General features: G+C 59.2%; 17 protein-coding genes, 1 other RNA gene and 1 pseudogene. All 19 read left to right on the top strand.

The genetic code is table 11. The features are described from left to right. Window positions 1-5 precede the first annotated feature (5 nt). The 19 genes and pseudogenes from rpoE (at window position 6) to B7E11_RS01635 (ending at window position 20,224) form a co-directional block, all read left to right on the top strand. The gene (gene rpoE / locus B7E11_RS01725; RefSeq protein ID WP_080831921.1) at window positions 6-581 is read left to right on the top strand and encodes a DNA-directed RNA polymerase subunit delta; all 576 of its coding nucleotides are present in this window, start codon (window positions 6-8) and stop codon (window positions 579-581) included. Window positions 582-886: 305 nt separating this feature from the next. Further along, window positions 887-2,497: a CTP synthase gene (locus B7E11_RS01720; RefSeq protein ID WP_080831920.1), complete on the top strand. Its 1,611-nt coding sequence runs from the start codon at window positions 887-889 to the stop codon at window positions 2,495-2,497. A 125-nt stretch (window positions 2,498-2,622) separates the two neighbouring features. After that, window positions 2,623-3,021 (top strand): response regulator, encoded by a 399-nt coding sequence (locus tag B7E11_RS01715; RefSeq protein ID WP_176220570.1) that lies wholly within the window; start codon window positions 2,623-2,625, stop codon window positions 3,019-3,021. A 123-nt stretch (window positions 3,022-3,144) separates the two neighbouring features. Then, complete coding sequence (fba, locus tag B7E11_RS01710; protein WP_080831918.1) at window positions 3,145-3,999, top strand: class II fructose-1,6-bisphosphate aldolase; 855 nt, start codon at window positions 3,145-3,147, stop codon at window positions 3,997-3,999. A 174-nt stretch (window positions 4,000-4,173) separates the two neighbouring features. Further along, window positions 4,174-5,424: a UDP-N-acetylglucosamine 1-carboxyvinyltransferase gene (locus B7E11_RS01705; protein WP_080831917.1), complete on the top strand. Its 1,251-nt coding sequence runs from the start codon at window positions 4,174-4,176 to the stop codon at window positions 5,422-5,424. A 63-nt stretch (window positions 5,425-5,487) separates the two neighbouring features. Next, a pseudogene (rho, locus tag B7E11_RS01700) lies at window positions 5,488-6,804 on the top strand (transcription termination factor Rho); the annotation flags it as partial. A gap of 999 nt (window positions 6,805-7,803) precedes the next feature. Beyond that, on the top strand, window positions 7,804-9,054 hold the full coding sequence (locus B7E11_RS01695) for a radical SAM family protein (RefSeq protein ID WP_080831916.1): 1,251 nt from the start codon (window positions 7,804-7,806) through the stop codon (window positions 9,052-9,054). 147 nt (window positions 9,055-9,201) lie between these two features. Beyond that, window positions 9,202-9,399: a 50S ribosomal protein L31 gene (gene rpmE / locus B7E11_RS01690; protein WP_080831915.1), complete on the top strand. Its 198-nt coding sequence runs from the start codon at window positions 9,202-9,204 to the stop codon at window positions 9,397-9,399. 58 nt (window positions 9,400-9,457) lie between these two features. Beyond that, entirely contained in the window at window positions 9,458-9,862 is a 405-nt protein-coding gene (locus B7E11_RS01685) for a hypothetical protein (RefSeq protein WP_080831914.1), read from the top strand. Window positions 9,863-9,944: 82 nt separating this feature from the next. Beyond that, window positions 9,945-10,209, top strand: an RNA gene (gene ffs / locus B7E11_RS01680) — signal recognition particle sRNA large type. A gap of 155 nt (window positions 10,210-10,364) precedes the next feature. Beyond that, on the top strand, window positions 10,365-11,531 hold the full coding sequence (locus B7E11_RS01675; RefSeq protein ID WP_080831913.1) for a two-component system sensor histidine kinase NtrB: 1,167 nt from the start codon (window positions 10,365-10,367) through the stop codon (window positions 11,529-11,531). A gap of 86 nt (window positions 11,532-11,617) precedes the next feature. Further along, the gene (gene dnaX / locus B7E11_RS01670; RefSeq protein WP_080831912.1) at window positions 11,618-13,441 is read left to right on the top strand and encodes a DNA polymerase III subunit gamma/tau; all 1,824 of its coding nucleotides are present in this window, start codon (window positions 11,618-11,620) and stop codon (window positions 13,439-13,441) included. A gap of 15 nt (window positions 13,442-13,456) precedes the next feature. Next, entirely contained in the window at window positions 13,457-13,768 is a 312-nt protein-coding gene (locus B7E11_RS01665; RefSeq protein WP_080831911.1) for a YbaB/EbfC family nucleoid-associated protein, read from the top strand. After that, window positions 13,768-14,367, top strand: a complete 600-nt coding sequence (gene recR / locus B7E11_RS01660) for a recombination mediator RecR (RefSeq protein WP_080831910.1) — start codon at window positions 13,768-13,770, stop codon at window positions 14,365-14,367. Before B7E11_RS01665 ends, recR begins: the two co-directional genes overlap by 1 nt. Window positions 14,368-14,581: 214 nt before the next feature. Then, the gene (locus tag B7E11_RS01655) at window positions 14,582-16,204 is read left to right on the top strand and encodes a response regulator (RefSeq protein WP_080831909.1); all 1,623 of its coding nucleotides are present in this window, start codon (window positions 14,582-14,584) and stop codon (window positions 16,202-16,204) included. Between the two features lie 27 nt (window positions 16,205-16,231). Next, window positions 16,232-16,600, top strand: a complete 369-nt coding sequence (locus B7E11_RS01650; protein ID WP_080831908.1) for a response regulator — start codon at window positions 16,232-16,234, stop codon at window positions 16,598-16,600. Next, on the top strand, window positions 16,590-19,451 hold the full coding sequence (locus B7E11_RS01645; protein ID WP_080831907.1) for an ATP-binding protein: 2,862 nt from the start codon (window positions 16,590-16,592) through the stop codon (window positions 19,449-19,451). Before B7E11_RS01650 ends, B7E11_RS01645 begins: the two co-directional genes overlap by 11 nt. A gap of 246 nt (window positions 19,452-19,697) precedes the next feature. Then, window positions 19,698-19,961, top strand: a complete 264-nt coding sequence (locus B7E11_RS01640; protein WP_080831906.1) for a hypothetical protein — start codon at window positions 19,698-19,700, stop codon at window positions 19,959-19,961. Beyond that, the gene (locus B7E11_RS01635; RefSeq protein WP_080831905.1) at window positions 19,958-20,224 is read left to right on the top strand and encodes a pro-sigmaK processing inhibitor BofA family protein; all 267 of its coding nucleotides are present in this window, start codon (window positions 19,958-19,960) and stop codon (window positions 20,222-20,224) included. Before B7E11_RS01640 ends, B7E11_RS01635 begins: the two co-directional genes overlap by 4 nt. The last annotated feature ends 387 nt before the right edge of the window (window positions 20,225-20,611 follow it).

The raw sequence follows: 20,611 nt of genomic DNA, 5'->3' as shown, positions 1-20,611 counted from the left end.
GCAGCGTGAGCGCGGAATACGTCCTGAAGCTAAATGAAGAAAAAATTCGCGAGCTGCCGATGGTGGATCTTGCGTTCGAGGTTTTAAAGGCGGCGAACACTCCCTTTTACTATCGGGACTTGATGAACGAAATCGCCAAATTGAGAGGGTTCACCGAAGAGCAAATCAACGATTTGATCGTGCACGTGTACACCGAGATCAACATCGACGGGCGCTTCGCCTGCGTCGGCAACAACGTGTGGGGCCTTAAGCGCTGGTATCCGGTCGAGAAGGCCGACGAGGCGGTGACCGGAAGCGGCAAGCGCCCGCGGATCATCAACGACGACGACGATCTGGACGACGAGGATCTGTACGGCGAGGACGAGGAAGAAGTGGTGGCGGCCGACGACGAAAATTACGACCTGTTCGACGAAGAACGGGAAGAAATTTTCGACGAAGGCGAAGAAGCCGCCGAAATCGACGAGGAAGTCGAGATCGAGGAAGAGGAAGACCCCGAGCTTGAAGGCGAGCTGGAAGAGGAAGCGGAAGAAGAGCTGGACGACGACGATCTCGATCCGGACGATGAGGACGAGCGCGACTGACCGCCTTTCCGGACGGTTGCGGACCGGACATTCGGAAGCCCGGGCTTGAGGCCGCGCGAGGCTTGACACCATATCCTTTAGACGGTAAACTTAGGCTTGGGCTTTAGAACCGTGCTTTTCCATAGGTGAATCGATTAAAAAGTGCCCCCATTATTATGGGTGTCACTTTTTTGTTTTGTCGGGCATGAAATCGCAGCTTAACCTCGCCTCATGTCCGGCGTAAAAAGGGTGTCTAATTTGCAATCGACGATTGCGGTTATGCTAAAGATAATGCCGACGAGCATGGGGTGGGAGGTTTGCAAAGAGTGACCAAATACATTTTTGTTACCGGCGGCGTCGTATCGTCGCTCGGCAAGGGGATTACCGCCGCATCGCTTGGCCGGTTGCTGAAAAACCGCGGACTTAAGGTGACGATCCAAAAATTCGACCCTTATATCAATGTGGACCCGGGCACGATGAGCCCTTATCAGCACGGCGAGGTGTTCGTGACCGACGACGGAGCGGAAACCGATCTCGATCTCGGACACTACGAGCGTTTTATCGACATCAATTTGTCCAAGAACAGCAACGTGACGACCGGCAAAATCTACTCCACGGTCATCAGCAAGGAACGGCGCGGGGAGTATTTGGGCGGCACCGTCCAAGTCATTCCGCACATCACGAACGAAATCAAGGATCGCGTGTTCCGCGCGGGCCGCGAGACGGGGTCCGACGTCGTCATTACCGAGATCGGCGGCACCGTAGGCGACATCGAGAGCTTGCCGTTTCTGGAAGCGATCCGCCAGATCAAAAGCGACATCGGCCGCGAAAACGTGATGTACATTCACGTTACCCTCATTCCCTACATTAAAGCGGCCGGGGAAGTGAAGACGAAGCCGACCCAGCACAGCGTCAAGGAGCTGCGCAGCATCGGCATCCAGCCGAACGTCATCGTCTGCCGCACCGAGTATCCGCTGGCCGACGACATGAAGCGCAAGATCGCCTTGTTCTGCGATATCGACGCGAACGCGGTCGTCGAATGCCGCGACGCTTCCACGCTGTACGAAGTTCCGCTCATGCTGCGCGACGAAGGGCTCGACGACTACGTCGTCAAGCATCTCGGCCTGACGGCCGCGGCTCCCGTGCCGGACATGACGGAATGGGAAGCGCTCGTCCGCCGGGTCAAATCGTTGTCCAAAACGACGGAAATCGCCATTGTCGGCAAATACGTCGCGCTTCACGACGCTTATTTGAGCATTGTCGAATCGCTCGCCCATGCCGGCTTCGACGCGGATGCCGAAGTGAACATCCGCTGGGTGAACGCCGAGGAGCTTACGCCGGACAACGTGGAGGAGCAGCTCGCCGGCGTCAACGGCGTGCTCGTGCCCGGGGGCTTCGGCGACCGCGGCATCGAAGGCAAAATCGTCGCCATCCGCTACGCCCGCGAGAAAGGCGTGCCCTTCTTCGGCATCTGTCTCGGCATGCAGGTTGCGGTCGTCGAGTTCGCCCGCAATATGGCCGGCCTGGACAACGCCAACAGTTCGGAAATCCATCCGGCGACGCCGTATCCGGTCATCGACCTGCTGCCCGAGCAGAAGGACATCGAGGACCTGGGCGGCACGATGCGGCTCGGCCTGTATCCGTGCAAGCTCGTGCCGGGCAGCCTCGCCGCGCGCTGCTACGGGGACGAGCTCGTTTACGAGCGCCATCGCCATCGTTACGAATTCAACAACGAATACCGCGAACGCATCGAAGAGGCGGGCCTGCGCATTTCCGGGACTTCGCCGGACGGCCGTCTGGTCGAGATGATCGAGCTGCCGGAGCATCCGTGGTTTTTGGCCGTTCAGTTCCATCCCGAATTCACGTCGAGACCGAACCGTCCTCAGCCTTTGTTCCGCGATTTCGTTCGCGCCGCCCTCCGCCATTCCGGCAACTAAAGGAAGAGGCGCTCCGGCACCGCCGGGGCGTCTCTCACTTTTTTCCATAGGATAAGAAGGATTTCCTTGCACCTATCTCGAATACGGGTTACATATGGACGTCAGAAGCGGAGGCGATGAAAACGATGACAAGGAAGAAACTGCTGATCGTTGACGACCAGGTCGGCATTCGGATTTTGCTTCTGGAAGTGTTTAGCACGGAAGGATATGAGACGTTTCAAGCCGCAAACGGTCGTGCCGCGCTGGAAATCGTACGTCTGCATGCGCCGGATCTCGTTTTGCTCGATATGAAAATTCCGGGCATGGACGGCCTGGAGATTTTGAAGAAAATAAAGGAAATGAACCGCGACATCAAAGTGATCATGATGACCACGTACGGCGAGCTCGACATGATCAAGGAGGCGACCGAACTGGGCGCTCTGATGCATTTTACGAAGCCGTTCGATATCGACGAGTTGCGGGTTGCCGTCAATTTGCAACTGTCCGAGGAAGGGCCTTCTCCACGGTTCGCGACCGCTACATGAACGGATTCTCATCTCGAAGCGGCTGCCGACCCGTTTACTATACCAAGACTATTTGTGGTATAATAGCGCAGTATGAAGGTCGCGTGCAGAGCGGACCATTTAAGGAGCAGGAGGAATACCATTATGCCATTGGTTTCAATGAATGAGTTTTTGCCGAAGGCCAAAGCGAACCGTTTCGCCGTAGGCCAGTTCAACATGAACAACCTGGAGTTCGCGCAAGCGATCACGGAAGCGGCAATGGAAGAAAAATCCCCCTTTATTTTCGGCGTCAGCGAAGGCGCCCTGAAATATATGGGGATCGAATACACGGTGGCGATCGCGGAAGCCGCCGCCAAGAAATCGGGCCTGCCGATCGCGCTTCACCTTGACCACGGCAGCAGCTTCGACGTGGCGATGCAATGTATCCGCGCCGGCTTCTCTTCCGTCATGTTCGATGGTTCCCACCATCCGTACGAAGAGAACATCAAGCTGACGAAAGAAATCGTCAAAGCGGCGCACGCTATGGGCGTATCGGTCGAAGGCGAGCTCGGAACGATCGGCGGCGTCGAGGACGACATCAGCGTCGACGAGGCGGATGCGGCACTGGCGAAACCGGAAGAAGCGATTCGTTTCTACGAAGAAACGGGCGTCGACGCGCTGGCGATCGCCGTCGGCACGGCGCACGGCATGTACAAGGGCGAAGTGAAAATTCACTATGATATCATCGAAGCCGTCACTTCCAAAATCCCGGTCCCGATCGTTCTTCACGGCGGCTCCGGCGTTCCGGACGATCTCATTCGCCAAGCGATCCAATACGGCGTAGGCAAAATCAACGTCAACACCGAAAACCAAGTCGCCTGCACGAAGGTCATTCGCGAAGTGCTCGGCAAAGACGAAAAAATCATCGACCCCCGCAAGTATCTCACGCCTGCCCGCACGGCGATGAAAGAAGTCGTCAAAGAAAAAATCCGTCTGTTCGGCAGCAGCAACCAGGCCTAAGGCCGATTTCAGCCTGCGGCGCGGACCGAATCGTCGGACATGCCTCCAGGTGCGGTACTATCTTCAGATCAACGGGAAAACGTCGCGCGGCGTTTTCCCTTTCCTTCATTGTTTGTATTGGAGCCGCATTCGGCTTCGGTGCATGGAGCAGCATACTAGGAGGACCATGCATTCATGGAGAAATTGATGATACGCGGAGGCCGACCGCTGAAAGGCACGGTTAGCATCAGCGGCGCCAAGAACAGCGCGATCGCGCTTCTTCCCGCCGCCATATTGGCGGAGTCCGAAGTGCGCCTTGACAATCTTCCGCATCTCAGCGATGTGAATATTTATATCGAATTGCTGCAGGAGCTCGGAGCGAAAGTAACCTGGACGAGCGATATGATGCGCATCGATCCGTCCGATCTGAAATCGGTTCCGATGCCGAACGGACAGGTAAAGATGCTTCGGGCCTCGTATTATTTGATGGGAGCGCTGCTCGGCCGCTTCGGCGAAGCCACGATCGGCTTGCCGGGAGGCTGCAACTTCGAGCCCCGTCCCATCGACCAGCATATCAAAGGATTTGAAGCGCTGGGGGCCGTCGTAACCAACGAACATGGCGCCGTCCGCATTCGAGCCAAAGAACTCCGCGGGGCGAAAATATATTTGGACGTCGTGAGTGTCGGCGCTACCATCAACATCATGCTGGCCGCTTCCCGGGCCAAGGGCTCGACGGTGATCGAGAACGCGGCCAAGGAGCCGGAAATCATCGACGTCGCGACGCTGCTGAACGCCATGGGCGCCAAAATCAAAGGCGCCGGCACCGAAACGATTCGGATCGAAGGCGTCGACAGCCTGCATGGCTGCCGTCATTCGATCATCCCCGACCGCATCCAAGCGGGAACGTACATGATCGCCGCCGCCGCCACGCGCGGAGATGTCCTTATCGATAACATCATTCCCAAGCATCTTGAAGCTTTGACGGCGAAGCTGCAGGAGATGGGCGTTCGCGTCCAGGAGATGGACGAAGCCATCCGGGTCGTCGGACAGCCGAAATACGAGGCCATCGACGTGAAGGCGCTCGTATACCCCGGGTTCGCGACCGACTTGCAATCGCCGATGACGAGCCTGCTTACGCAAGCGAGCGGCGTGAGCATTTTGTCCGATTACGTGTACAGCAACCGTTTCAAGCATGTTCCCGAGCTTATGAGAATGGGCGCCCAGATTCGCGTCGAAGGCCGTTCCGCCATCATCGAGGGCGGCAAGCTGAACGCGGCCAAAGTCCGGGCGGCCGATTTGCGGGCGGGAGCCGCGCTCGTAATCGCGGCGTTGACGGTTGACGAGGGCGTTTCGGAAATCACGGGAGTGGAGTACATCGACCGGGGCTATGAAAACCTTGTTCAACTTTTCAGTAATTTGGGCGCCGAAATTTGGCGCGAAGGCTGATCCCCGGCACCCGGGGATCGCCGATATTCGGATCGCAAAGAGGGGATATTATTGACCGATTTCATGATGGCGGATTTGGAAAACCAAAGTTTGCCCCAGCTTTACAAGCTGGCCAAGTACCACCAGATCGCCAATTACAATCAAATGAGAAAAAACGAGCTGATCATCGCGATCCTGCGGGCGCAGGCGGAGCGAAGCGGCAATCTGTTCATGGAGGGCGTGCTTGAAGTTCTGCCCGAAGGATACGGATTTTTGCGGCCGATCAATTACTTGCCCAGTGCGGAGGACATTTACATTTCGGCTTCGCAAATTCGCAAATTCGATTTGCGAACGGGAGATCTCGTATCCGGCAAATGCCGCGCCCCGAAGGAGAGCGAACGCTACTTCGGCTTGCTGCAGGTCAACGCCGTCAACGGAGAATCCCCCGAGACCGCAGCGGAACGCCTCCATTTTCCCGCTTTAACCCCACTTTTCCCTAACAAGAAACTCGTTCTCGAAACGGCACCCAATCGTCTTTCCACCCGAATCATGGATTTCCTGGCGCCTGTCGGCCTCGGCCAGCGCGGCCTGATCGTGGCGCCTCCGAAAGCCGGCAAGACGCTGCTGCTCAAGGAAATCGCCAACAGCGTTTCGATCAGCCGGCCGGACATCGATCTGTTCGTGCTGCTGATCGACGAGCGGCCGGAAGAAGTGACGGATATGCAGCGTTCCGTAAGGGGCGAAGTCGTCGCGTCGACGTTCGACGAGGTGCCGGAACATCATATTAAAGTGGCGGAACTCGTGCTGGAGCGGGCTTTGCGGCTTGTCGAGCACAAGCGCGACGTCGTCATTTTGCTGGACAGCATTACGCGTCTTGCGCGCGCCTACAACCTAGTCATTCCGCCGTCGGGACGCACGTTGTCCGGCGGTATCGATCCGGCGGCGTTTCATCGTCCGAAGCGGTTTTTCGGAGCGGCCCGAAACGTCGAGGAAGGCGGCAGCCTGACGATTTTGGCGACCGCGCTCATCGATACCGGCTCGCGCATGGACGACATCATTTACGAAGAGTTCAAGGGCACGGGCAACATGGAGCTGCACCTGGACCGCAAGCTGGCGGAAAGACGGATTTTTCCGGCGCTTGATATCCGCCGTTCGGGGACGCGGCGCGAGGATTTGCTGCTGACGCCGGATGAGCTGGACAAAGCGTGGGCCGTTCGGAAAAACATGAACGACTCTCCGGAGTTCGTCGATCAATTTTTGCGCAAGTTCGCCCAGTCGAAAACGAACGAGGAATTTTTGGCGTCGCTGGACGTCGGGGGCAGCTCGTCGCGTCCGGGAAGCTCCGGCGGCGGTGGCGGCGGCTCGAACGGCGGCAACGGCACGCCGGGCGGCGGCTCCGGCTACCCGTCGTCGTCCGCCGGCGGTTCGGCCTCCTCGGCCTCGATGAGGCCGCAAAACGGCAGAACGATGCAGCAGACCCGCAACGGGTATTCGACGTCCAGCCGGCCGTACGGCTCGAGCCCATCTTCGTCCGCGCGGCCTTCCGGCCAAGGCGCGGGAGGCTCCGCCCAGGGCGCCCGGCTGACGACGGGGGCGTCCAACCGTCCGCTCGGCGCGTATCACGCGGGGCCGCCGAATCCGGCGCCGGCTTCGAACGGCGCTTCGGCTTCCCCGGCGCCGCAAGCGACGTCCGGCGCGGCGAGAACGGCTTCGCCGGCGCAGCCGACTCCGGCGGCGACAACGCCGATGGCGGCTTCGGCTGCGCCGACGGCTGCCGGCACGGCTGCGGCGGCAAGCTCGGCCGAGCGGGCCGCGCCGGCTCCGGGCACGGAGCCGTCCGCCGCTCCGCGGGCGGCCGCAGCGCCCGAGCCGGCCGTTCCGGCAGCGCCGGCGGCCACAGCGGCGGCCCGCGCCGAAGCCGCGGCCGAACCGGCCGGGCAAGCCGGCCGCCCCGCGGCAGACGACGCCGACCAAGCGCCGGCGGCTGCCGGCACGGGCCGGGCCCCGAAGGCCGCGTCCGGCCGCTCGACGACGACGCGCGCCGGAACGCGCGCGAAGGCGTCCGCCGCCGCGAAAGCGGAACCGACGGCGGCCGAATCGTCCGGCGAGCCCGCGTCTTCCGCCGCAGCCGAGCCGGCCGCGGAAGCGACGAGCGCCGCGACCAAGGCAAAAGCCGAGACGGCGTCCGCCAAAACGGCGGAAAAGACAACCGCCAAAAAGGCTTCCTCCCGCACCCGTTCCGCCAAAGCCGAACCGGCCGCGGAAACGAACGCGGCGGAGCCGGCCAACGCGTCCGAACCTGCGGAGACGAAGCCCGCCAAAAGAACGACTTCCACGACCCGCCGTTCCGCCAAGAGCACGACGAAGGAATAACGGGACGTTTTGAAAGAAGGTACGAACATGCAACTGGTTTACGCAGACGAACAGGGCCAGGTGTACGATCATCCCGAGCTGCTCGGGATCGCCCGCAGCGGCGACCGCCTCGTCGAGCTGTTCGACGAGGAGCTCATTCCGCTGCCTCCCGGCGCGACGCTTGTCGGCTTGCCGTACACCCGGGCGGTCGGCATGAATCCGCGCACGGGCGAGATGGTCGCGATGGCTCCGGGCTGCCAGGCGGTCGGCGCGCTGCTGCCGCAAGGCTATACCCGCTATTACGTGCCGGGCTACACGAAAACGGACAAAGAGCAGCTTCTGCCCTTGTTCGGCTACACCGCCGTCGTCTGGAAGGACGGGGAGTTTTACGTGGCCGCCGGCCAAACGGACGATCCCGAGCCCTGGAATCCGGAAAATTGCGACCGCCGCGAGCTGGAGCTGAAGGTGGACCGGCTGCTTTCCGCCTACCCGGAAAACCGGCTCTATCAGCACCTGTCCCACTGCGCGCTCGAATACGAATGCCTGACGGCTTCCAATACGTTTTTGCAGCGGCTGGAGGGAGCGGTTCCCGTGTCGTTCGCCTGCAACGCCGGCTGCTTCGGCTGCATTTCCGAGCAGCCGGACGACAGCGGCTTTCCCGCCCCCCAAACGCGGCTGCAATTCAAGCCGACGACGGATGAGGTCGTCGACATCATGCTGGAGCACCTGAAAGCGCCGAACGCGATCATCAGCTTCGGCCAAGGCTGCGAAGGCGAGCCGTCGACACAGGCGAAAACGATCGTCGAAGCGATCAAGCGCGTGCGCGCTCAGACGTCGAACGGTTATATCAACATCAACACGAATGCGGGACTGACCGATCATTTGCGGGCGATTACCGACGCCGGGCTCGACCTGATGCGGGTCAGCACGATCAGCGCGCTCGACGAGCACTACAACGCGTACTACAAGCCCCGCGGCTATACGCTGGCCAACGTCGAAAAGTCGCTGCGCTACGCCGCCGACAAGGGCGTTTACACGTCGATCAACTACCTCGTGTTCCCCGGGGTGACGGACCGGGAAGAAGAGATTGAGGCGATGATCGAATTCGTCCGGCGCACCGGCTTGAAGCTCATTCAGATGCGCAACCTCAACATCGATCCTGACGCCTATCTGTCGCTCATCCCGAAAGCGCGGGGCGAAGTTTACGGGATGAAGACGCTGCTCGACATTTTTCGCGAGGAGCTGCCGGGCGTGGTCGTCGGTTCGTACACGCACGTCCCGCCGGCGGGCGTCCGCTGACGGAGCCCGTCCCGGCTCGCGCCGGGTTTGCCGGGACTCGCCCGGCAAACATTTTCTTGTTTTTAACCGCCTAAGGTGGTATACTTCGCTTGTCTGTCTATTACTCTGGACCCGCACTGCGGTTCAGGGCGGAAAGAGGTGAACGTCTTGAAGCAAAGCATCCATCCGCAATATCATGTGACGACCGCTACCTGCGCTTGCGGGAATACGTTCGAGACCGGTTCCATCCGGCCGAATCTGCGCGTCGAAATATGCTCGGCATGCCACCCGTTCTTTACGGGCAAACAGAAGTTTGTCGATGCCGGCGGTCGTGTTGACAAATTCAAGAAAAAATACGGACTGTAAGAAACTCCGTATAGTCTCATACCTCCCTATGCATCCTACGCATAAGGGAGGTTTTTTCATGCGACAACATAAAGCGATGACGATATGGCTGGCCGCCGCGGCCCTTTCCGCGTGTCTCGTCCTGACCGGCTGCGCCAACCGGGGAACCGGGAACACTTCGATCGAGCCGCAGAGCTATGCCGAAGACGGGTATATGGGAAGAACGAGTTCGTATCCGAAAATTCCGGGCCGGCACATGGCGCTGGGCTACAAAAACGATGCCAATTTGATGCGGGACGCGATCCGCAACGTGCCGGGCGTGGCGGGGTCGAACATTACGTTCAACGGGGCCGACGCTTACGTTACGATCAAGCTGGCGCCCGGTCTGCAGCAGCGCGAGGTGGCGACGGTGGAGCGGCAGGCGGCGTCCGTCTTGCGGTTCAATTTTCCCCGCTATAATGTGCACGTTCAATCGGCGAGATAATCGTCCGTTCCAAGGCTTCGTCTGACAGGGAATCGTTCCCTCAGGTTGCGCTTGAGGACGGAAACCGTTATACTAAGTGATGCCGTGCTAGACGGGGAGGTAGCGGTGCCCTGTAACTCGCAATCCGCTGTAGCGAGGTTGAATTCCTGTTTGAGGTGTGGTTACGCAGTTCCGACATGTCGCTTGTCGCGTTGATCCCGGAGTCCTCCGCAAGGGACGCCCATGAACCCGGTCAGGTCCGGAAGGAAGCAGCCGTAAGTGGTCACGTTCTTGTGTTGGAGGGTCGCTTCGGGGGAGCGGCGGCGGCATGTACGGCTGGATGGCCATGATCGAGGACAGGTGCACGGTCCTAATCGACACAACCGAATCTTTCTCCGTTTGGAGATGACACAACACCTTGGCGTAGGCATGTACTGCGCGGGGTGTTTTTTTATTTCGCTTGCGGTAGCCGGGAAGGACGCCTTTAGGCGACATTAGACCAGCGGTAAGGTGGTGGCGAACGATGGTGAATTCGGGCTTGAACGGCGATTCGGCGCATCGGGATCCGGCGGCATCGGGACGGGATATTTACATTTACAAATTTGCGGAACGGATTTTGGAGGACGACCATACCGGCGTCGTTTTGTGCGATTCCGGGTTTCGCATTTTGGAAATCAGCCCGATGGTCTGTTCCGTGTTCGGGGGGGAACGCAAGGGCATTATCGGGCAAAGCGTCTGGACCTGGCTGGCGGGCCTCCCGTCGCTCGCTCCCGCGTTTTGGGCGGATCTGCTCGAGGGCCGTTCCTTCCGCAATCGGAGATTTACATGGGGAAACGGAGAAGGGCGCCGGGAGCTGACGCTGGAAGGAGGGACCCTTCGGGACGGCGGGGCCGCGATCGGAAGTTATCTGCTTTTCCAGGACGTGACGCATTTGATGCAGCTCGAAGAGCAGGTGCGCCGCTCCGATCGCTTGAAGATGATCGGTCAAGTCGCGGCCGGCACCGCGCACGAAATCCGCAACCCGCTGACGGCCATCAAGGGCTTCATGCAATTGCTGGGCAAGGCGCTTGCCGAACGGGATATGAATCGGGAGCTGGAGTATGTCGGCATCGTGCTGTCCGAGCTGGATCGCGTCAATTCGCTCGTGAACGAATTTTTGCTGCTCAGCAAGCCGAAGGAAGTGCGCCTCGTTCCCGTCTATCTGGGCGCGCTGTTCGGAGAAATGCTGCCCATGCTGCACAGCGACGCGATTTTGTACGACGTGAATTTAAATTACGAGCCGGCGGACAATCTGCCGCCCGTTTATGCGGATAAAGAAATGCTCAAGCAGGTGTTTTTGAATTTGGGCAAAAACGCGATCGAAGCGATGGGCACCGGGGGGACGCTGGTCATAAAGGAAAGAGGCCCTCTTCCGGGCGGCAGGGAAGTGTCGGTGGAAATCCGGGACAACGGGCCGGGGATCGCGGAAGAGCTGCTCGAGCGCGTGTTCGATCCGTTTTTTACGACGAAAGAACAGGGCACCGGCCTGGGCTTGTCCATCTGCCAGCGAATCGTGCACGAGCTCGGAGGGAGAATCGGCGTGAAGTCGGGCCCCGGGGGGACGACGTTCACGGTTTCGCTGCCGATGGCCGCTTTTGCCAGAGGCAAGAAGGTATCCGGCGGTGGAGCGCTTCCGTTTCATGATGTATAATGGTTGAAACGCCAATAAGCCCGGCAGCTCTACATAGACGGTTGTCGAACCGTCGCCGGGCTTCTTGCTGACGGGAGCGACGAGAAATGGCCCACATTGCGCTGTACCGGGCCTGGCGTCCGCAGACGTTTCAGGACATGGTCGGGCAACAGCATATCGTACAAACACTGCAAAACGCGATTCGGGAAGACCGCCTGTCTCATGCCTATTTATTCAGCGGCCCGCGGGGAACCGGCAAGACGAGCGCCGCCCGGTTGCTCGCCAAAGCGATCAACTGCGAGCGGGGCCCCGCGGCCGAGCCGTGCAACGAGTGCGAAACGTGCCGCCGGATTTCGTCGGGGGCGGTCATGGACGTGGTCGAAATCGACGCCGCGTCCAACCGGGGCGTCGAGGAAATCCGCGATATCCGCGACAAGGTGAAGTACGCGCCTACGGAAGTGCGCCGCAAAGTGTACATTATCGACGAAGTCCACATGCTCACGACCGAGGCGTTCAACGCGCTGCTCAAGACGCTGGAGGAGCCGCCGGGCCACGTCATGTTCATGCTGGCGACGACGGAGCCCCACCGGCTCCCGGCAACGATCATTTCGCGCTGCCAGCGCTTCGAGTTCCGGAGAGTGTCGCTTGCCGAGCAGCAGGAGCGGCTGGCCGAAATTTGCCGGAAGGAAGGCATCGAAGCGGACGACGACGCGCTTGCCCACATTTGCCGCCTGTCGGACGGGGGCATGCGGGATGCGCTGAGCCTGCTGGATCAGATTTCATCGTTTACGGAAGGCAGGATAACGCTTCGCGACGCGGTCGAGGCGACCGGGGGGCTTCCCTCCGAACAGTTCGCCCGGCTTGCCGCCGCGGTGCGGGACGGCGACGCCGCCGGCGTGCTGACGGAAATCGACGAGATGATGCGCGCCGGCAAAAGCGCCGACAAATGCCTCGAGCAGCTGATGCATTATTTCCGCGACATGCTGCTTTCGGTCATCGCGCCCGATGCGGCGGCTTCCTCGGGGAAAGTGGCCGATCCGGGCGAACTGAGGAAGATGGCGGAGGGCTTTTCGCGGGAACGGCTTTTTTCGATCATCGATTTGCTGAACCGTTATCAATCGGAAATGAAGTACGCCGCGCACCCGCAAACGATGTTCGAGATCGCGCTGCTCAAGCTTTGCTCCCTTTCCGAAGGCGGCGCCGCTCGGCCGCCGGTAGCTCCGGCGCCGGCGCAAGGAAACGCCGCCGAAGGGCAGCAGGCGCCGGCCGAGCTGGCGCGGCTGCAGCAGCAGGTGGCCGGCCTGGAGCGCCGGCTGGACGAGCTGCTTCGCGGCGGCGGCGTTTCCGGCTCCGCGGGGGGCGCGCGTTCCGCGGGCGCCGGGGACGGAGGCCGCCGGAGCGGCAGCCTCGGCATCGGCGCCGGCCGCGCGGGCGCGGGAGCTCCCGGCGGCGCGGCGGGAGCGGGGGCGGCCAAGCCGCAGCGCAAGCGCATCCGGCTGGAGCCGTACATCGCGGCGGCCGGCGCGCCGGAAACGCTGCAGGCGCTGGGCAAGTGGCCGCAAGTGCTCCAGCGGGTCAAAGAAGAGCGCGTCACCGTACATGCATGGCTGGTCGACGGAGAGCCCGTATCTTATACTGAGGATACGGTGCTGGTCGCCTTTCGCAATTCGATCCACCGGGAGACGACGGAGAAGCCCGCCAACCGGCAGGTGATCGAAAGCGTACTGACCGCCGTGCTCGGACGGCCGACGGAACTTGCGACCATGCTGCAGAAGGAATGGCAGGAAGCATTGGCTGCGGCGGGAACGCAAGGTTCCGGCGAAGCCGCGCCCGAGGAACTGACGCTGGAGCCGGAAGACGGGGGAGAGCCGCTCGTCGAGGAAGCGCTCAAGCTGTTCGGCGACCAGCTGGTAGTCATCAAAGACGATTGAGGAGGAGTTAGAACGATGAACAATATGAACCAAATGATGAAGCAAGTGAAAAAGATGCAAGAGCAAATGATGAAAGCCCAGGAGGAGCTCGGCACGAAAACGGTCGAGGGCACCGCGGGCGGCGGAGTCGTTTCGGTCACCGTCAACGGCCATAAAAAAGTATTGAACATCGAGATCAAGCCGGAAGCGGTCGATCCCGACGACGTCGAAATGCTGCAGGACCTCGTGTTGACGGCGGTTAACGACGCGCTGGCGAAGGCCGATGAGCTGGCCAACGCCGACATGGGCAAGTTTACCGGCGGCATGAAAATTCCAGGCTTGTTTTAATGTACTATCCCGAACCGATCGCCAAGCTTATCGATGCCTTCTCCCGCCTGCCGGGCATCGGCCCCAAAACGGCCGCCCGGCTGGCTTTTCACGTCCTTCGGATGAAGGAAGAGGAGGCCATCGACTTTGCCAAAGCGCTTGTCAACGTCAAGCGCCAACTGACGTATTGCTCGATTTGCTGCAATATTACCGATACCGACCCGTGCCGGATTTGTTCGGACAAAACGCGAGACGCCTCGGTCATCTGCGTCGTTCAGGAGCCCAAGGATCTCGTCGCGATGGAACGGACGAAGGAGTTCGGCGGGTTCTATCATGTGCTGCACGGCGCGATTTCGCCGATGGACGGCGTCGGCCCCGACGATATCCGGATCGCGGAGCTGCTCAGGCGCTTAAGCGACGAGCGGGTGCAGGAGCTGATCCTGGCGACGAATCCGAATATCGAGGGCGAGGCGACGGCAATGTATTTGTCCCGCCTCGTGAAGCCGTTCGGCATTAAGGTGACGCGCATCGCGCACGGGCTGCCGGTCGGGGGCGACCTGGAATACGCCGACGAAGTCACCTTGTCCAAAGCGCTCGAAGGACGACGCGAGTTGAGCTAGCGTCCGGGCGGACATCATCGAGAAGCAATGCGATGCGGGCTGATCAAAGCGCCGAATCGGCATTGCTTTTTTGTTTTTTCCTCGTCTTCCCCTCCTTTCGGATCAGTACCAGCTACTAGTCAAAAAGGCAGATTGTGCCCGATGATATAATGACGTTAAGCATGAACGAACGAACGGCTGCAGGCAGCATGAGAACTTCCCGGGGGCGTTATTGTTGCAAAAATATCAGGAATCCTTGCTTCAAAGCATTCATCGTCAAATCGAGTCGTGGCTCGAATCGGAGACGGCGATCGCGAGCGAAGACCTTCATCGCTTTCTCCATTCCGTCAAAGGGACGGCGGGAACGATCGCCATGAACGAGTTGTCGGAAACGGCCGGACGCCTGTGGGACGAAGCGGCGGCAGGCAAAGGGCATTGGAAAGCCGAGGAGCTGCGCTCTTTTTTGTATCCGCTTATGAAGATCGCCTACGAGTTCAATTACGGCATGGAGCCGTTTTCGGACGCTTTTTTCCTGAAGGAAAAAGATATCCCGCTGGAGCAGCCCCTCATTCTTGTCTTGGACGACGACGTCACGCTCCTGCGGTACTTGAAGGACGAGCTCGAACGGAGGCATTATTTTGTCGTCGCCACCGTCAGCCCGGACCAGGCCATTCGCTACTTCCACGACCTGGCTCCGGATTGCTTCATTCTCGATTTGCTCATTCCGGAGAAGAACGGGTTCGAAGTGATGGAGACGCTCCAGGGCTGCTTTCGCCTCAAATTCGTCCCGACGACGGTCATCAGCATCGACCGGGCGAAAGAAACGAGATTGAAAGCGTTTCGGTTCGGGGCCGACGATTTTTTGGAAAAGCCGATCGATATGGACGATTTGCTGGCCAGACTGGAACGACAGCTGCGGCGCAAACGGCATTTGGACCGGCTGCTTTTCGTGGACGAGCTGACCGGGGCCTACAACCGGAAATATTTGTCGGACGCTTACCGGCGGGTCTGTTTGGAAAAAAGCCGGTCCTCCTCCAATTTCTCGCTCGCGGTCATCGACCTGGATCACTTCAAAAAAGTCAACGACCGGTTCGGCCATCTTGTCGGCGACAGAGTGCTCGCCGGCTTTTCGGAATTCGTTCGGTCCAACATCCGGTCGTTCGATTCCCTCATTCGTTTCGGAGGAGAGGAGTTTGTTCTGCTGCTGCCGCATACCGGCGAGTCCGAGGCGGTAAAGCTGGTGGATCGGCTGCGCGACGGATTCGCCAAGCTGGATTTCGGGCTGCGCAAGGAGCTTGCCGGGATGACCTTTTCCGCCGGAGTGGCGGAAATCGCCGATGCCGATCCCGAGCTGTTCGACCGATGGCTCGAAGCGGCGGATTTCGCCTTGTACCAGGCCAAGGAACGGGGGCGAAACCGCACCGAAGTCTGGAGCGCCGATGCTTTCGCGTCCTGGGACAACCGCAAGCTCCATATTGCGGTCGTCGACGACGACGCCATTATCCGTTCTTTGCTGATCGAGTTTTTGAAGGAATCGTTAGGCAAGGAAGTCCAGATCGACGCGAAGGCATTTCGGGACGGAAATGCGTTTCTGGAGGATCCGCGCCACGCCGACAAGCTCCCTTATTTGGTCGTTCTCGACGGGATGATGCCCGGCATGGACGGGCTGGAGGTGCTTAAGCGAATCCGTTCCCGGCCGGAATCCGACCAATATTCGGTCATTATGCTGACCGGAAGGTCCGGGGAGGAAGATGTCGCGCGGGCGCTTCGGCTCGGGGCGGACGATTATTTGACGAAACCGTTCCGGATGAAAGAGCTGGAAACGAGAATCCGGCGGCTGATCGACCGAATTCGATGAACTCTATCCAAAAGGCAGGGATTCAAGTTGGCTAAACTGCTGCTCGCCGAAGACGAAGCGGTGCTGCGCATGCTCATCTGCGACACGCTTGAGGACGACGGCCACGAAATCGATGTCGCTTGCGACGGGGAGGAGGCGCTGGACAAAATCAGGCGGTCGGAGTACGACCTTGTGATTCTCGATTATATGATGCCGAAATACTCGGGACTGGATGTCATCCGCCAAGTGAGACAATGGCCGGAACGGAAGAACGTCAAAATTTTGATGCTGTCGGCCAAAAGCCAGAACGCGGACCGGGAACGCACCTCGGCCGCCGGAGCGAACGATTTTATGTCCAAGCCGTTCAGTCCTCTGGAGCTTTCCCGCAAAATCGGGGAGATGCTGCATGAGGCATAAGGCGCAAATTTTTCGCAAAAGCATTACCTGGCGGCTGGTGGGCATGATGGTTTTGCTGATGACGCTGTTTTTCGGCGGACTGGCGTTCATGAGCTGGGACGAGAACCGGAGCATGAACGAGTTCCAGAACGAGGCCGACCGACTGGCCGTTCAGCAAAGGCTCGTGTCCGAGCTGGCGCAGCATATCAATGGCATTTTGTATAACTCGAGAGGATATTTCGTTAACCTGAACGTACGGGATTACTCTAAAATCTATGCCGGAAAGGAAGGCCTGGAGGAAACCCTTGCGGCATTCGGGCAGCTGCGGCTGGAGCCGGAGGTCCGCCGGTGGGTGGAGTCCGCCGACGCGTTTTTCCGCAGCTATTTCGATGTCATTTTGCCGCAAGCGCTCGAGCTTTCCAACGAGAACGATTACGAATCCCTTCGGGAATTGACGGGCCAAACGCTCGATTCCGAAGCCGGCAACCTCATTTCGGAGTCGTTCGCGGTGCAGCAGAAAAACCAGGCCGACCTGGAACAGGCGCAAGCCATGCTCGACCGGCATCTTGCGGGGCAGTTTCCGCGGCTGGCCCTCTACTCGGCGGCGCTGCTCCTTATCGCCTTTTTGGTCGTGTTCAAAACCGCGAAGGACATCAGCCGGCCGATCAGCAAGCTTTCGGCGATCGCGAACCGCTTCTACGTCGGCAGTCTGGAAAAATTCCCGTACACGTCGCGCTCCGACGAAATCGGAGGCTTGGCCAGATCGCTGGAAACGATGACTCAGCAGATTCAGTCCAAGGAGGAGGAGCTTCTCGCCCAAAACGAGGAGCTTCAGGCGCAGCAGGACGAGCTGCAGATGCAGCAGGAGGAGCTGACCGAAGCGCTGTTCCGGATGGAGGATAACGAAAAGTATTTGAAAAAGCGCAACCGGCTCGTGCAGTCGCTCGCCATTACGCTTAACCGGGATGAAATGCTGCGCAGCATCGTTCGCCATATGGCCGAAATTTTGGAGGCGGACAAAGGGATCATCGTCCTGCTCGGCGCAAACCGGGATTACGCGTCGTTCGGCCTTTCGAACGAGGAGGCGGAACGGTTTTTGCGAGCTTGCGACGAAGGGCATCTTGCCCGCCTGCTGGAGACGAAGCTTCCTTATCACGTCCAGCGCACGGCCTCGCTCGGGGAAAGAGGGTATCATTCGGAAACGATGCAGGCGAGCGATTTGTATATTCCGATCCTGGACGGAGACGGAGCGGTCGTCGCCTGCATCGTGCTGACCCGGTCCGGCAAAACGTTCACGGTGAAAGAAACCGACGAGGCGGAAGGGTTCGCCATCCAGATTTCGCTGTCGCTCGATAAGCTGAACATGTACGAGCATGCGGAAAATCAGAGACGGCTGACGCAAAATATGCTGGACACGATTCAGGAAGCGATTCAAATGCTGGACGGGGACGGCGCGACGATCCAGGTCAATTCGAATTGGTTCCAGATGTTCGGCGTGGAGGCGCGGCCGGAATTCGAAATGGATCTGGAGGCTTTTTACGAACTCGTCAAACCGCTTGTCAAGCACCCGGAACCGCTCATCCGCTTTATCGACGGCATCGTGCGGAACCGGGACGATAAGGAGCTCGACCTCCTTTACGAAATGACGTCCCCGGTCCGCCGGTATATTCATATGTATTTCGAACCCCTTTATCAGGGCCGAAAACGTCTCGGGGCCTTGCTCGTTCATCGGGACGTGACCAGGGAATACGAAGCCGACCAGCTCAAATCGGAGTTTGTCAGCACGGTCAGCCACGAGCTCAGAACCCCGCTGGCGAGCGTGCTCGGATTCGCGGAACTGCTTCTTCACAAGCAGCTTGCGCCGGAAAGGCAGAAGAAGTACATCCATACCATTCATCAGGAAGCGAACCGCCTGACGGCGCTTATCAACGATTTTCTGGATTTGCAGCGAATGGAATCGGGGAAAATGGCCTACGAATTCAGGACGCTGTCCTTGGCGAAGTTGATCGGCGAAACGATCGACCTGCATAAAATCAATGCGCCGCGCCACCGTTTCGTCTTCGAAGATTTGTCCGGCGGGGCGAAGGTGAAGGCGGACGAGGGCAAGCTCAAGCAAGTGCTGATGAACATTATCGGCAATGCGGTAAAATATTCGCCGGAGGGCGGAACGATCGCCGTTTCGGCCGCGGCGGCGGACGACTTTCTGCGCGTGGAAATCGCCGACGAAGGACTCGGCATTCCGGAAGAAGCGCTGCCGATGCTGTTTCAAAAATTTTATCGCGTAGACAATACCGATCGCCGGGAAATCGGGGGCACGGGGCTTGGCCTTGCCATCGTGAAAGAAATAATGGCCATCCACGGCGGGGATGTGCAGGTCGCGTCGGAATACGGGCGCGGCAGCACGTTTACGCTGCTGCTGCCGATTGCGGGCGGCGGGCCAGCGGCGGGATATTCGGCGGAGAATTCGGAAAAAACGGCCTCGGTCTATATTGCGGAGGACGACGAAAATTTGTCCGTGCTGCTTTCCGAGGAGCTGACGGGCAACGGGTACGCCGTGACGACCTTCGCGAGCGGGGAGGAAGCCATTGCGGCGATGGAAATTTCGCCTCCCGATGCGCTTGTGTTGGACCTGATGTTCAAAAGCGGGATTGGCGGCCTGGAGGTCATCGAACGGATGAAGCGGGACGATCGCCTGAAAGACGTGCCGATTCTGATCTCCAGCGCGTTCGAAGAAGAAGCCCGGGCGGCGGAACTGGGGGCGAAAGGCTACCTGGTCAAGCCGTACCGGCCGAACAAGCTTTCGGAGGAGCTGATGAGGCTGCTCGAGTCCGAACGGGGAAACGGCCACATTTGGCTGCCCGATCGGGAATGAACGCAACGAAACGAAACGGCAAACGGAGCTCCGCGTTCGCGCGGGCGCCGAATTGCCGTTTTGCTTTTTTATTGGAGACGGATCGCGGCGCGGCGGCTTGCACCGTCCATCCGAAAAATCGGAAAAATCCGAATCTGAACAATCGTCCAACCGGACCTTCGCCGCCGCTTCTAAAAAGAACGATTCCCGCATACCTATCATATTGGGTTGTCCATCGGCCCAAACGAACGGCAGGGGGAGATCGGGATGGCGGGAAAAAAGGAACGGAAGCAAAGCTCGGCCCAATTGGCGGAAATCGCGATGCTGACGAATCAAATTCGGGAAGCGGAGCGGGAGTATGCCGCGGCCAACTATCGGTTCGACCGGGCGGATGGCGCCGACGAGGTCGACTATGCGATATTCGCCATGGAGGCCGCCGAGAAAAAGATGAGCATGCTGCTGAAAAAAGCGAAGCAGCTCTGGAGCGCGTATGAAAAAACGGCGGAGGACAAACGGGGGGTCGGACCGTGAGAATCGTTTGGCTTGGCGTGTTGATCGTTTCTTCTTGTTCGCTGGCCTTTCTGCTTCTGCGCCGGAAAGTGCCCGGAGGCTGGTTTTTGCGTTTCGGCACCCACCTCGTTCTTTCGGCGTTCGCGATTTACGCTTTGAACTTTTCCGGCTGGATCACCGACTGGTACATCCCGTTGAATCCGGCCACGATCGGAACCGTCGCGGTGCTCGGAGTGCCGGGGATCGGGCTTATTCTGGGCCTTCAGCAAATTCTTTATGCATAAAATCGAAAATAGGAATTGACGCGGTTCGGGCGGATATGTTAATCTAAGTCTCGCGCCTGAGAGAAGCTAAGCTTCGAAACGATGCGGCGGCAAGCGAAGCTAGAAATTACCAGTTGCAATCGGATAGGCGAATATGATATATTAGTCAAGTCGCCGTTACGACAGCGACGCGAAAGCGAAGGCCTTCGGGCTAACGCGATTGCTCCTTGAAAACTGAACATCGAGCGTAATTGGAAACAAGTCGAATGCAGGCTTTGAGTCTGTGCGAGACAAACCAGCAATAACTTTTTGAGCCTAAGGGCTCTTCAATAAAGTAGTTGGACATTTTGACTTTCGGGATTTTCTTCGGAAACCCTGCCGTCAAAAGTCCCTTTATGGAGAGTTTGA

Origin of the sequence: Cohnella massiliensis (assembly GCF_900169535.1) — a bacterium.
Taxonomy (GTDB): domain Bacteria; phylum Bacillota; class Bacilli; order Paenibacillales; family Paenibacillaceae; genus Cohnella; species Cohnella algarum.
The sequence above is the reverse complement of the archived record's forward strand: the minus strand, read 5'-3'. Positions and strand labels throughout refer to the sequence as shown.